This window comes from Gluconobacter cerevisiae (assembly GCF_015244675.1).
GTDB lineage: Bacteria > Pseudomonadota > Alphaproteobacteria > Acetobacterales > Acetobacteraceae > Gluconobacter > Gluconobacter cerevisiae.
Genome location: NZ_JABCQO010000011.1, coordinates 1 through 12,539, shown reverse-complemented (window position 1 = coordinate 12,539; position 12,539 = coordinate 1). Strand labels below are relative to the sequence as shown.

Annotated in this window: 10 protein-coding genes, 1 tRNA gene and 1 pseudogene; 8 read left to right on the top strand and 4 right to left on the bottom strand. The window is 57.2% G+C overall.

From position 1 onward, the window contains the following. Positions 1–2: 2 nt before the first annotated feature. A complete protein-coding gene (gene glyA / locus HKD21_RS11855) occupies positions 3–1,307 on the top strand; it encodes a serine hydroxymethyltransferase (protein WP_194255868.1) in 1,305 nt (434 codons plus the stop codon). On the opposite strand, the gene HKD21_RS11850 is transcribed toward glyA, so the two are convergent. Further along, a complete protein-coding gene (locus tag HKD21_RS11850) occupies positions 1,304–2,353 on the bottom strand; it encodes a M14 family metallopeptidase (RefSeq protein ID WP_194255867.1) in 1,050 nt (349 codons plus the stop codon). The genes glyA and HKD21_RS11850 overlap by 4 nt on opposite strands. A gap of 300 nt (positions 2,354–2,653) precedes the next feature. Between HKD21_RS11850 and HKD21_RS11845 the strand changes: the two genes are divergently transcribed. Next, complete coding sequence (locus HKD21_RS11845) at positions 2,654–3,847, top strand: glycosyltransferase family 4 protein (protein WP_194255866.1); 1,194 nt, start codon at positions 2,654–2,656, stop codon at positions 3,845–3,847. Then, complete coding sequence (locus HKD21_RS14585) at positions 3,844–4,917, top strand: glycosyltransferase family 4 protein (RefSeq protein ID WP_194255865.1); 1,074 nt, start codon at positions 3,844–3,846, stop codon at positions 4,915–4,917. Before HKD21_RS11845 ends, HKD21_RS14585 begins: the two co-directional genes overlap by 4 nt. Here the strand turns inward: HKD21_RS14585 and HKD21_RS11835 are convergent. Next, a complete protein-coding gene (locus HKD21_RS11835) occupies positions 4,914–6,095 on the bottom strand; it encodes a DEAD/DEAH box helicase (RefSeq protein WP_194255864.1) in 1,182 nt (393 codons plus the stop codon). The two genes, HKD21_RS14585 and HKD21_RS11835, sit on opposite strands and share 4 nt — an antisense overlap. Before the next feature lie 62 nt (positions 6,096–6,157). Between HKD21_RS11835 and HKD21_RS11830 the strand changes: the two genes are divergently transcribed. From HKD21_RS11830 to HKD21_RS11815, 4 genes are all read left to right on the top strand, one after another. Continuing rightward, the gene (locus tag HKD21_RS11830; RefSeq protein ID WP_194255863.1) at positions 6,158–7,090 is read left to right on the top strand and encodes a mitochondrial fission ELM1 family protein; all 933 of its coding nucleotides are present in this window, start codon (positions 6,158–6,160) and stop codon (positions 7,088–7,090) included. Positions 7,091–7,103: 13 nt separating this feature from the next. After that, the gene (locus HKD21_RS11825; RefSeq protein WP_194255862.1) at positions 7,104–8,990 is read left to right on the top strand and encodes an adenine nucleotide alpha hydrolase family protein; all 1,887 of its coding nucleotides are present in this window, start codon (positions 7,104–7,106) and stop codon (positions 8,988–8,990) included. Positions 8,991–9,086: 96 nt separating this feature from the next. Further along, positions 9,087–9,161 (top strand) — tRNA-Val (locus HKD21_RS11820). A gap of 207 nt (positions 9,162–9,368) precedes the next feature. Continuing rightward, positions 9,369–9,974 carry a nucleoside 2-deoxyribosyltransferase gene (locus tag HKD21_RS11815; protein ID WP_194255861.1) on the top strand — a complete coding sequence of 202 codons (606 nt, stop codon included), beginning with the start codon at positions 9,369–9,371 and terminating at the stop codon, positions 9,972–9,974. Between the two features lie 473 nt (positions 9,975–10,447). Here the strand turns inward: HKD21_RS11815 and HKD21_RS11810 are convergent, their stop codons facing one another. Next, positions 10,448–10,711: a hypothetical protein gene (locus tag HKD21_RS11810; protein WP_194255860.1), complete on the bottom strand. Its 264-nt coding sequence runs from the start codon at positions 10,709–10,711 to the stop codon at positions 10,448–10,450. A 171-nt stretch (positions 10,712–10,882) separates the two neighbouring features. After that, the gene (locus HKD21_RS11805) at positions 10,883–11,962 is read right to left on the bottom strand and encodes an IS5 family transposase (protein WP_194255859.1); all 1,080 of its coding nucleotides are present in this window, start codon (positions 11,960–11,962) and stop codon (positions 10,883–10,885) included. A gap of 63 nt (positions 11,963–12,025) precedes the next feature. On the opposite strand from HKD21_RS11805, the pseudogene HKD21_RS11800 reads away from it, so the two are divergent. Then, a pseudogene (locus HKD21_RS11800) lies at positions 12,026–12,539 on the top strand (transposase); the annotation flags it as partial.

Genomic DNA, 12,539 nt, shown 5'->3' with positions numbered 1-12,539 from the left:
CGATGTCGGAACACGCCAGCCAGTCCACGCTGAATCGTTTCTTTCATGCCCCCCTCAAGGAGGTTGATGCCGAAGTTGCCACCATCCTGAACGAGGAGCTGACGCGCCAGCAGGACGGCATCGAGCTCATCGCTTCGGAGAACATGGCCTCTTTCGCCGTTATGGAAGCACAGGGTTCGGTGCTGACGAACAAGTATGCGGAAGGCCTTCCGGGCAAGCGCTATTACGGCGGCTGCGTGGACGTGGACCGTGTTGAGAACCTCGCCATCGAGCGTCTGAAAAAGATGTTCGGCGCGGAATTCGCAAACGTGCAGCCGCATTCGGGCGCCAATGCCAATCAGGCCGCGTTCATGGCGCTGGCCAAGCCGGGCGATACGATTCTCGGCCTGAGCCTTGCCGCTGGTGGACACCTGACGCATGGCGCAGCTCCGAACTATTCGGGCAAGTGGTTCAACTCCGTGCAGTATGGCGTTCGCGCAGAAGACGGGCTGATCGACTACGACCAGATGGAAGCGCTGGCCCGCGAGCACAAGCCGAAGATCATCGTGGCTGGCAGCTCCGCCTATCCGCGCGTCATCGACTTCGCCCGTTTCCGCAAGATTGCCGATGAAGTCGGTGCGTATCTGATGGTGGACATGGCGCATTTTGCCGGTCTGGTTGCCGCTGGCCTGTATCCAAACCCGGTTCCGGTTGCGGACATTACGACATCCACGACGCACAAGACGCTGCGTGGCCCGCGTGGCGGCATCATCCTTACGAACGACCCAGATCTGGCGAAGAAGGTGAACTCCGCCGTGTTCCCCGGTCTGCAAGGCGGCCCGCTCATGCATGTCATCGCAGGCAAGGCGGTTGCGTTCGGTGAGGCCCTTTCAGACGAGTTCAAGGACTATCAGAAGCGTGTTCTCGCCAATGCCCGCGCGCTGGCGGACGAGCTTCAGAACCGCGGCTTCGACATCGTCACAGGCGGCACAGACAGCCATCTGATCCTCGTGGATCTGCGTCCGAAGAAGGTGACGGGTAAGCTGGCCGAAGCCATTCTGGAACGTGCCGGCATAACGGCGAACAAGAACGCTATCCCGTTCGATCCGGAAAAGCCGTTTGTGACTTCCGGCATCCGTCTGGGCAGCCCGGCGGCAACGGCGCGTGGTTTCGGCGAAGCCGAGTTCCGCGAAGTCGGCCGTATGATCGACGAAGTGCTGACGGCAGCTCTTGAGGAAGAAAACTCCGAAGCCGTCACGGCCCGCGTCCATGAAGAAGTGAAGGCCCTGTGCCGTCGCTTCCCGATCTATGACCGCGCGTCTGCCTAAGATCTGAACGGTGATGCGGTGCGTCTGGCCAGACGCACCGCAAGTTGTCCTCGACGGGGACGCAGATTGGGCATGATCAGCAGGCACTCGTCATAGGGTGTGTAGATCAGATCATGCCCGTCATGGGCGAGGGGCGTTCCCGCTTTAGGAATCGTGACCCCGCCCTCCCATGGCCTGACGAAACTGAAATCCGAATGCCGGGCAATGATGTTGTCGGTCACGACGGCCAATGCGGGCTCGCAGGATTCCTGCGTAGCATGTCCACGCAGATGAATGGCCTCAGCCTGCGCCAGAAGACGCTCGATGGCGCTTTCCATAACCGTGACGGTTCCAGTCTCCCAGTGAGATCCCGCTTCCAGAAGACAGCTTCGGCCCGTCCCACCCGGCGACATAAAATGCGCATGCTCGATCAGGCGTGAACCACCCTGATGCCCCAGATCCGTCAGCACCGTCTGAGGCAGATTTCGCCCTGCCGCCAGAGCGCAGGCCAGTTCTGCCGACCGCTGACGGGGAGAGGCGATGAACAGGGGCTCGGACGGCCAGAGCGTGGAATGCAGATCCAGCAACAGATCCGCCCGGGCGATATAAGGCTGAAGCTGTCTGGCCCGTTCAAGCTCGCTGGAATGGTCGCGTCCATTCAGGCGTGTGCTGTGCCACAGGCGGTTCAGATCTTCGTCGACATGGCGGGCCATGACGGGGTTGCTGATATCAAACCGGTCGAAGGCTTCCAGATTGGCCACGATGAAGGTCAGACGCCCCGATATCAGGGACACGCCTCGTCGGCGAAAGTTCTCAAGCGCCCATCCCCCGGCATATTCGTTGCCATGGACCATGGCGGTGATAACGATTTCAGGGCCGGAGCGCCCCGAATCGAAGATCCATACGCCGGGCACGCCTGAAGGCGGCAGACGCCACATGGCAAGATCGGGCGGGGGCAGACTCACCTTAAAGACGGGCGGGGGCTGTCCGAAACCGGGCAGCGTTTCCGACAGACGGGGCTGACGGACCCGCACAGGGTGATGCCGCTGTCCCGCCTTGCAACTCATGTCATCCCCCTCCGTCGCGGACTGACGCGACAACGGGCACCCTCCGTCCGGTAGCCCGGCGAAGCCATACCTGCACCGCAGAGCGTAGGACATGGATCGGTCATGGATTGTAGTGTAAGCACGTTGGGCGCAGGTCGCCAGAGAGGAAACATCGCCTTTCTTTCCTTCCATAGCGGAAAGAAGTCACATTTTTCCGAGGCCGGTCTGATAGTATCGTTTTCTGTTTTCCGCCCGGTTTTCCAGAGATTTCGGTTCCTTGCCCCCGTCCACGACCAAGGACAGACGCCCCATGAACGGACGATGAAACAGTCTCTCTCCATTTTTCACAAAGTATGGCAGCGCTTTCCTGCTGACGCCCGACGACGCTTTTTCGTCCGGGCCACCGCTCTGGCCGTGCCTCCAGTCAGACCGCAGAAATCTGTTGCGGCACAGGGGATGATCGTTGCTGGCGAATTCAGTCGCAGTTCCGGGCTGGGCGAAGGCGCGCGATTGATGGTCCGGGCGCTGCGGGAGATGGGGATTCCCTGCGCGACATGGGATATTGACCGTCGCGTCCTCGAAGGAGACAGGACGGGACCGGGAGCGCCGCTGGTAATGCATGTGAATGCTCCCATGCTGCCTTATGCCCAGTTCTTCATGCCACGCGCGCTGCGGACAGGACGTCGGGTTATCGGATACTGGGCGTGGGAACTGCCGGTCGTTCCGGAAATATGGCGCATCGCCCAGCGGCATGTGCATGAAATCTGGGCACCCTCGCAGTTCACCGCTGATGCCCTGCGCTCTCTTGGACGTCCGGTGCGGGTTGTGGAACATCCGGTTGGTCTTGCGGAGGAAAAATCCTCCGGGCGGGATCGGGCATCGTTCGGGTTGCCGGAGAACTGCGTGATTGTTCTCGTTTCGTTCAGTCTCTCGTCCAGCATGGTCCGCAAAAGCCCGATTGAGACAATCCAGGCCTTCAGGAAAGCCTTTGGGGACCGCACGGACCGGCTTCTGCTCCTGAAAATTGGTCATACCGCGCATTACCCCGAAGATCTGGCGACGATCCGGGCGGCCATCGGAGGAGCCCCCAATATCCGTATCGAAACCGGACAGCTCAATGGTGCCGACAGGCTCGCTCTGACGGAATGTGCGGATATCGTGTTGTCCCTGCATCGCAGCGAGGGGTTTGGGCTTGTGGTGGCGGAGGCTATGGCGCTCGGGCGGTGCGTGATTGCAACGGACTGGTCCGCAACGGCCGAGTTTATGGACGAAACCTGCGGCTTCCCGGTTGCCTATACTCTCGTTCCCGCCCGTGATCCTCGTGGGATCTGGGACATGCCGGACACGCAATGGGCACAGCCTGACATGGAGTCCGCCATTCAGGCTCTTCGCACTGCGGCCGATGATCCGGATCTGCGCGCCATGCTTGGAGCACAGGCCAGACACAGAATTGCGACTCGCCTGAATGGTGCAACATTGCGCGATGCAGCGCAGGCCGTTGGAGTTCAACCGTGAGGGGATGTTCTGAACGCATCCTCATCTGGCAGTGGGGGCGGCGGGGCGCGGGGCCACGCATTGCGGTGGATCTGGCGGACGGCCTGAAAAGACTGGCGGGGACGGAGGTTCTGCTCTGCCTATCAGAACGGGCGGAAATCCTGCGAAGCAAAAATGCACCGGAAGCCGTGGTCAAGGTCGCAACATATAGTTCGCTCCCCGGATTGCTAAAACGACTTCTGACGGCGCCCTGGCTTCGCAGACAGCTTGCACGGATCGTGAAGGATTTCCGCCCGGATGTCGCGATCTGCGCCATGCCGGGGCCGCTGGACATGCTCATGACGCAGGTGCTCCACAGAGCAGGCGTCTGGACCGTCGTCATCGTGCATGATGCTCAGCCGCATCCGGGAGACGGATATCCGTTGCAGGCCTTGTTGCAGCGAAGGTTGATCCGTCACGCCGATCAGATCGTCACGTTCAGTCGCCATGTTGCCGACGGGCTGACGTCAGGGCCACATGCCGTGCAATGTCCCGTAACGTCACTGGCACATCCACCCTTTATCGGCGGGACAGGCACAGTGCCATTTGCTCACCGAGGCGCGCCCCGCATTCTCATGTTCGGACGCCTTCTGCCCTACAAGGGGCTGGACCTGCTGGCGGAGGCTCTGCCGCAAGTCCGCCCTGCTTTTGAATGCCGAGTTGTCGGGCAGGGCCCGCAAAGCCCAGAACTCAGCAGGCTTGCGACGCTCGAAAACGTTAGTGTCGAGAACCGCTGGGTTGAAGAAGACGCTTTGCCCGCGCTTGTCGAATGGGCCGATATCGTGGTGCTGCCCTATCGTGAGGCGTCCCAGAGCGGCGTAGGAGCCATGGCGATTGCCAGCGGGCGCTATGTGGTCGCAACACGTGTGGGGGGGCTGGTTGAACAGTTTGCCGACGATACGCAGGCTGTGCTGTGTGACCCGGACCCCGCAGAGATTGCACGAGCGCTGGAGGCGATTCTTGAAGTTCCTCCGCCTATAAGACCCGACGTTGATAATGCGCAGGAATGGGAAAATCTGGCGAGGAACATTCTCGCCAGCCGCAACGCTTAACGGTCCAGCGTGTCTTCCGTCGCGATCCGCACGCGGTAGCCGATATGTTTCTCGACATCACGCAGAAAAGTCCGCTCATCGATATTGATCAGCGAAAACGCCACGCCCTTGCGTCCGGCACGGGCTGTCCGGCCGATACGATGGACATAAGCCTCTGGTGTTTCAGGCATATCCATGTTGATGACGAGATCCACATCCGGGATATCGAGACCGCGCGAGGCGATGTCGGTCGTCACCAGAATGGGAACACGGCCCTGACGGAACAGGTCAAGCGCCTTGTTGCGAGCGCCCTGCGTGCGATCACCGTGCAGGGTTTCGATCCTTAGGTTATGCCGCCGCAGGATTTTCGCGAGCGCATCCACCGTGTTCTTCGTACGCGCGAACACAATGCTCCGGCCTTCGAAATGCTTCAGCAGACGGGCCACGGTTTCGGGCTTGTCGTCCTTTTCCACGAAGATCGCGCGCTGGCGGATATTTTTAGGTGTGAAGGACTCCGCCGCGATTTCCACGCGAACAGGATTGCGCGTCACACGTTTGGCAAGATCCATCACAGGCTCAGGCAACGTGGCCGAACAGAAAACAGTCTGCGGTGGGTGATCGGGGAAATAGGGCGTGAGCGCGGTCATGCTGGCGGAGAAATCTTCGTCCAGCAGGCGATCAGCTTCGTCCAGAACAAGATAGGTCAGATGTTCCAGAACAAGATCGGCCTGCTGGACCAGATCCAGCAGACGACCATGCGTTGCAACAATGATATCCACGCCATCGCTGACAGACTGGACTTGCTGCTCACGGGACGTTCCACCGCACACAACGCGCGTTTTCAGGGAAAGCCTACGCCCGAGCTGACGGCATACGGCGGCCGTCTGGGCGGCGAGTTCGCGGGTTGGCTCAAGAATGAGCGCGCGAGGGCCGGGCGCCGGGCCCGCTTCTTCGAGCTTCTGAAGCATGGGCAGTACGAAAGCCGCCGTCTTGCCGCTACCGGTCTGGGAGCCGACCAGAACGTCCTTGCCTTCAAGCAGGGGAGGAATGGCCTGCCCCTGGATCAGGCTCGGGCGTTTGTGTCCGGCCTGAGCGAGAGTTGCCAGCAGAGGCGCAATCAGCCCAAGCTCTTCAAATCCGGGAGCAGGAGCGGCTGGGGTTGCATTCGAGGAGGCAGGGGGCGTCTGGGACGTTGTCATATGCGCTTCTTGCCAAATTTCTCGCAGTTCGGGAAACACCTTCTTTTTTGCGGAGTTCCGTCATGAAAGCCATCATCATCGCGGAGGACTTCGCTGGCATGCGCGCACAGGGTGCGGGACTGGCCGAAAAGGCGGGTCTGGAGTGGGATTTCCGACCGGTCCGCATCCAGCCGTTCTGGTCGCGCTTTCCTGCGCGGTACTGGCCGTTTCCTTTAAAACGCGTCGATCCAATCAGAATTCCTGAAGATACACGCCTCATCATCTGCATCGGAGGAACCGGAGGCGTTGTTGGAAGGGCTGTCGCACGGCGCGAAGGGCTGCCCGTTGTGCAGATCCAGAACCCGCGTATGCCGGTCCGAAAGTTCGATCTGGTGATTACCAATACGCATGATGGCATCAATGGGCCGAACGTCTTGATCTCGCGCAATGCGCTTCATCCCGTAACGCAGCAGAAGCTCGATCTGGCCCGCATCCAGTGGGAGGAACGGCTGAAGCAGGATGACCGTCCGCTCCTGTCTGTTCTGATCGGAGGGGCAAATGGCCGCTTCACACTGGGGGCGACCGAAGCAGAGCGGATAGCAGAAGGAATCATCGCTTTTACCATGCGCAACACCATGCAGGCCGTCCTCACGCCATCACGCCGGACCGATCCGGCAGCAGTGGATATTTTTCGCACACGGCTGGAGCCACACGGCATTGCCGTTCTGACGGGCACTGGAGATGACAACCCCTATATGGGGATGCTGGCCTGCGCAGACATGATTGCCGTAACGACCGACAGTGTTTCCATGATTTCCGAAGCCGTGGCGACACCCGCGCCTGTGCTGGTTTTTCCGCTGCCAGGGCGTTCGAGCCGGATTTCACGCTTTGTCAAAACCCTCGAAGACGCCGGGCGCGTGAAAATGTTCGATCCCGAACAGATTCCTTGGGACGTGGCCCCGCTTGACGATACCCCCCTCGTGGCGAGAGAAATGCGCCGACGTCTGAAGCTCTGAAAGGGCCCCCTGTATGCTCGATATCCGCACCTTTAGTCCGCAGGGTGGCAATATTCTGTACAAGGCACTGGCGCACCCGCTGGCCGCTGAAGCTCTTGTTCGCATGGAAGCCGAATTCGCAGACCGGACACTGGCGATCTATGACCCGGACGATGCTGCCCGCACACTGGCCGCACTCTATCCCGGCCTTAAACCGGCGCATGTCTATGTCCATGATACGGAACAGGTCGGAAAGCCGGATGGTTTTGACGGTACGCTGCGGGCACTGGTGGATCTTCCAGCGACGGAAGCAGATGTCATTCTCGCGCTGTCATTTGAAGATGCGAAAATGCGGACGCGCCTGAAGGGGCTTCTAAACGGACGTGAACTCCAGACCCTCACACCAGCCCGTTTACCGGATGATATGCTGGTCAAGGGACGGCCCTATCTGGACAAACTAAACTTCGCGACCAATTTTGCTTTTTTCCGCGAAACGGACCGCTTCTCCTGCCGGATCGTGACGGCCAATTACTGGTCCAGCTATGCTGCCGAAAACCTGCGCTACTGGATGCGGCTCTATGATGGAACCGGCAAGATTCTGGCACAGTGGGAGCAGCCGGTAACGGAAGCCGGTGCGGGAATTACGATCGACAGCGCCGAAGTGCGGCAGCGATTTGATCTGCCCGAGTTTACGGGACAGCTTTTCATTCACGTTCTCGGCGCGCGTGGCCATGACGTCGTGAAATATGCGCTCGACAGTTGGGGCAAGAACGGCGATCCGAGTCTGTCCGTCACGCATGACGCCAATGCATGGCCCTCCGTGCGTTACGCGACCCTTCCCGCACCGGAATCTGATGAGACGCTCATCGTCTGGGTTCAGAACAGTCATGCGACGACGATCCCGGCTGGCGCCATTACCTTTAATCGTATGGGAGAAGACGTCGCGTATCCGATCGACCACACGGTAGGACCGTTCGAGACTGTGGCTGTGGATGTCGGTGCGCTTTGTCCGGGATTGCATTGGCCAGCACAGCTTGAGCTGCGTTCCGGCCGGCATCTGGTGCGTCCACGCTACGAAATTACCCAGCGTGGCCGGACCCGCATTGCACATCTAAATGTGGAGAGGGACAACCTGCGGCCAGATCCTGCAATCCGTCAGTTCCCGCCATCGTTGGGCCGCGGCTTTCTGCTGCCGTTCCCGATCCTTGACCCGAAGTGCTTCGAAACTTTCCTTCAACCCAACCCCATGTCCGAAGCGCTGGAAACACTCCCTGTCAGGCTGGATTTGTTTGATGAATCCGGCGAAAAAACCGGCTCGCATTTTCTGGGAAACCTTCAGCGCAATCATGACACGGCCGTCGCTCTGCACGACTTGACGGATCGTCTCGGTCATGCGGATCTGGTCTATGATTTCCGTGATGGGGGCGAGGCGGATGGATGGCTGCACGCCATGATGCGATACCGGCATCGTGAGAGCGACCATGCTGCGGAAACCAGTTTCGGGGCGCACATCTTCAATACACTCATGACATGGCGTTCTGAGCCACAATCCTATTCTGGACCACCGCCGGGCCTGACAACACGGCTGTTCCTGAAACTGGGTCAGAAAACTGCTCAGGACACGCTGAGCAGCTTCTGCTGCCTGATCCATCCGGCTTCCGTTGAAGGAACTGAGGCTTCCGAAACAACATTGCTGCTTCACGCAGCAAATGGCGTGCTGTTGGCCCAAACGACGATCAGGATCGCCCCCAATGGATCTTTCATGGTGCGGCCACAGGAGTTGTTCGAAGCGTCCCACCTCAATCACGCAGGGGAGGGCGGTTACGTCCTCATCCGTGACCTGACATGCCGCCTTTTCGGCTATCACGGACTGGAAAACGGGGAAGGAGCTTTCTCCCTCGACCATATGTTCGGCTTCTGAACGCCTAAAAAAGGAAGCCGGAGCGGAGCAACCGGCTTCCTGAGAAAAAGATCTTGTCAGAAAAACAACATCTTGCTAGAAGCCCGTCCAACGGATGGGCGCGTAGCTCAGCGGTAGAGCACTGCCTTCACACGGCAGGGGTCACAGGTTCAATCCCTGTCGCGCCCACCATCCTAAGTATCTGAAAATATTATTTTTGCCGATTAATGCTTTTCCAAAGCGGAAAGTAGTCCTCGGTGTTAAAGAAACACTGTTTCTTCAGCGACCATAATCATAAGAAGCAAGTCTGTTAGAGATTAGTATAAAAATCAATCCTTATATATTCATTCAAACAGAAGGCTTTTTTCGCGCTTTAGAAGTGTGTAAAAGCTCTCATCTATGTTGAAAAATCTTATTCCAGTTTATCTGGCAGGCGATTTGGTATTTCGCCCTGAAGCCCTCGCCTTGTTTTCTAGGCTAAAATTAATCTGTGCAGAATACGGTTTAGAAGGCATTGCGCCTTTTGACGGTCAAGCTGAGGCTCGACTTCTGCCTCCAGGGCGAGAGACCATTCTTGCTTTTGTCCGCGCCGATCGTGATCTGATGGACCACTGCGCCGGAGGCCTGTTCTGCATTGATCCTTTCCGTCGATCTCCTGAAATGGATCCAGGTACGGCGGTTGAAATTGGCTATATGATGGGCCTAGGCAAACCAATGGATGCCTATACTGTCGATGGGCGCCCTTATTCAGAAAAAGTAGAAATTTACTGGAGCGGGGCGTGGAATAAAAACCTTCGCGAAAGACCTGCAGGCGATGCCCCGTCTTCCGGTTTTATGGAAGATCCTGATGGGATGCTCGTCCATTCCGAAGGCATGCTTCAAAATGGAATGATCGAAGGTTTTATCGGTATGGCAGGCGGCAGTGTCGCAGTTGACCGCGATTTCTTTCAGGCTTTTCGAAAAGCTGCCTCCCGCCTTTCTGAGCGGCTCTATGCAGGAAAATAGGATGCCGTCTCAATGTTTTGCGTAAATGCCTTGGCCACAACGAGGAGCAAGGCCACAGACATTGCACACGACGGTTATTGAAGGATCTTCATTGAAAGCGCAGCCTTGAGGGCGCTCCATTGCATACCCGCGAGGGGGAGGCTCTGTTTGAAATGCCGTCACAATGCGTGCCATCCATTCTTGAAGCTGAGGCGGCAGTTCATTGTCGTGATGAGTCCACCACAGGATGTCATCTGTTGTTCGGCCAATCTGGCGAGCAAGCTGATCAGGCGACCATTGAGTCACTTGCAGAAAATCAGTCAACGTTACACTGGGCACGTTACAGCCTTCCGAAAGCGTAAAACAAAAACGATTTTTTAGATTGCCTGCCCTTTTTCGTCAATAAAACATTAAAGTGTATTTTTTATGATATTATGCAACTCATAAAAATTCTATTTTTAGTTCAAAGAAATCGTAGAATTTAAAAGACATCATCATTCATTGGAAATTGCTTTATGTTCCTGGAAGCGTCGCAGTCCAATACGACCTATTTTCTCAAGAAGAGGTGTCGTTATTCGTAAAAGCCACGGCATGATTAAGCAAGCATGCGCGAAAACACCGTCCAGTTTTGGCAAAAAGACTTCGCGCCCTTTTCCGGCACTAGTCTGGACAATCAGGTTGGCTACATGTCGTGCCGATAGAGGTTTGTTAACAAAATTCAGTATTGATCCACCATCTGTCGTTTCCTGTTCGAGCATTGGGGTATCAACAGCACCAAGGAAGATAGACGAAACCTGGAGGGATCGAAGAACCGTTGGTTGATGCGCTTGGCTCGTGATTTCAGGCTTTTGGCGATTTGATTGACGGTTTTTGGGGTAGCTTTTGATCTGCGTTTTGAACAGATCGGGGACTGCCCTCCCGCTGGATGACTACGCGCTCACGTTCATCCGCTCCAGGAAGAGAAAACGGCGCATATTATAGACGATATTGGCCAGCCCGATCCTCATGGTGGCCCGGGTGATACCGACAGTTCGGATGAATAGACCCATTTGCGATTTCTGATCGGCAAAGACGTGCTCGACGCGGGAGCGGATCACCGACTTCCCTGCATTCGATTTCTGGATATGCCGGGGCATCGGCTTGAGCTGCGGTTTTTTGCGATGAACCTTTGAGACAAAGCCCTGCTTTTCCATGAAGTCTTCATTGGCTTTGGAGCGATAGGCTGTGTCTGCCCAGACGCTTGAGGCCGTGTTGGTTTTATCCAGCAGCCCCTCTCTCAATCGCGCACCATCACTGGCGGCGGCATGCGTTGTTTTCCATTTCCGGATGAACCGGTATTTCCGATCGATAGAAATGTGCGATTTATAGCCAAAGAACGGGATGGCGAGGTCACTGGATGGCATGGTTCCATCATCCTGCCGCTTTGCCTTCGTGAACTTCAGCGTCCATCGCGCATGACGGTCCTTGTGCGCCAGCTTTGCAGGTTTGTCCTGCCAGTCTTCTGGAAGACGTCCTGCCCGGAGATCCGCTTTCTCAGCGTTTGTATTGCGCTGCTTTGGAGCAGCCACCAGCGTGGCATCCAGGATCTGGCCTGACATCGGCAGATAACCGGCGTTCCGCAGAGTTGTATCAAACCGGTCAAACAGTCTTTCAATGGCACCCGCCTGGGTCAGGCGTTCACGGAACAGCCAAACCGTTTTGGCATCCGGCACCCGATCTGAAAGCCTCAGGCCAAGGAAGCGCATGAACGACAGGCGATCGTTGATGAGATACTCTGTCCGTTCATCGGACAGATTGTTCAGCGTCTGGATCACCAGAATTTTGAACATCAACACCGGATCAAATGGCGGTCGCCCGCCCTTGCTTCCATCTGAATAGGCCAGAGCCAGCTCCAGATCAGGGCGGAACACCTCAAAATCCACAGTCCGGGAAAAGGCCTCCAGCTGATCGCCAAGCCCGCTCAGCCGAGCAAGGCGCTCTTCAACATCAAAGAAACCAGGCTGCTTCATCTTCCATCATCCCCAATCAACGCCGAAGAAATGGAATCACACAGAACAGCTCAGAGCCAAGGGGTTTTTCGAACCCTCCATCTGTCTGATGAGCGGACAGAATATCTCATCAACGACCGCTTATCCTTCATGCGTTTCCTTGGCTTGGGGCTGTCGGACCGTGTGCCTGATGCCAAAACACTCTGGCTGTTTCGCGAGCGTCTGACCCAGGCGGGAGCGATCGAGGGTCTGTTCAATCGCTTTGATACAATCCTGCGCAGCGCTGGTTATCTGCCGATGTCAGGCCAGATCCTGGATGCCACACTGGTGGCGGCTCCAAAGCAGCGGAACACCAATGCAGAAAAAGCGGATCTTCGGGAGGGACGGATCCCACAGAACTGGCAGGACAAACCGGCAAAGCTGGCGCACAAGGACCGTCATGCGCGATGGACGACTGAAGTTCACGAAGGCAAAGCGGCAGGATGAGGGAACCATGCCATCCAGTGACCTCGCCATCCCGTTCTTTGGCTATAAATCGCACATTTCTATCGATCGGAAATACCGGTTCATCCGGAAATGGAAAACAACGCATGCCGCC

What these genes read in the sequence shown, in the direction of transcription:
- HKD21_RS11850 (WP_194255867.1), bottom strand. Translation starts at nt 2,353, where the DNA reads ATGAGTTGCAAGGCGGGACAGCGGCATCACCCTGTGCGGGTCCGTCAG.
- glyA (WP_194255868.1), top strand. Translation starts at nt 3, where the DNA reads ATGTCGGAACACGCCAGCCAGTCCACGCTGAATCGTTTCTTTCATGCC.
- HKD21_RS11830 (WP_194255863.1), top strand. Translation starts at nt 6,158, where the DNA reads ATGAAAGCCATCATCATCGCGGAGGACTTCGCTGGCATGCGCGCACAG.
- HKD21_RS11835 (WP_194255864.1), bottom strand. Translation starts at nt 6,095, where the DNA reads ATGACAACGTCCCAGACGCCCCCTGCCTCCTCGAATGCAACCCCAGCC.
- HKD21_RS11805 (WP_194255859.1), bottom strand. Translation starts at nt 11,962, where the DNA reads ATGAAGCAGCCTGGTTTCTTTGATGTTGAAGAGCGCCTTGCTCGGCTG.
- HKD21_RS11825 (WP_194255862.1), top strand. Translation starts at nt 7,104, where the DNA reads ATGCTCGATATCCGCACCTTTAGTCCGCAGGGTGGCAATATTCTGTAC.
- HKD21_RS11845 (WP_194255866.1), top strand. Translation starts at nt 2,654, where the DNA reads ATGAAACAGTCTCTCTCCATTTTTCACAAAGTATGGCAGCGCTTTCCT.
- HKD21_RS11815 (WP_194255861.1), top strand. Translation starts at nt 9,369, where the DNA reads ATGTTGAAAAATCTTATTCCAGTTTATCTGGCAGGCGATTTGGTATTT.
- HKD21_RS11810 (WP_194255860.1), bottom strand. Translation starts at nt 10,711, where the DNA reads ATGCTCGAACAGGAAACGACAGATGGTGGATCAATACTGAATTTTGTT.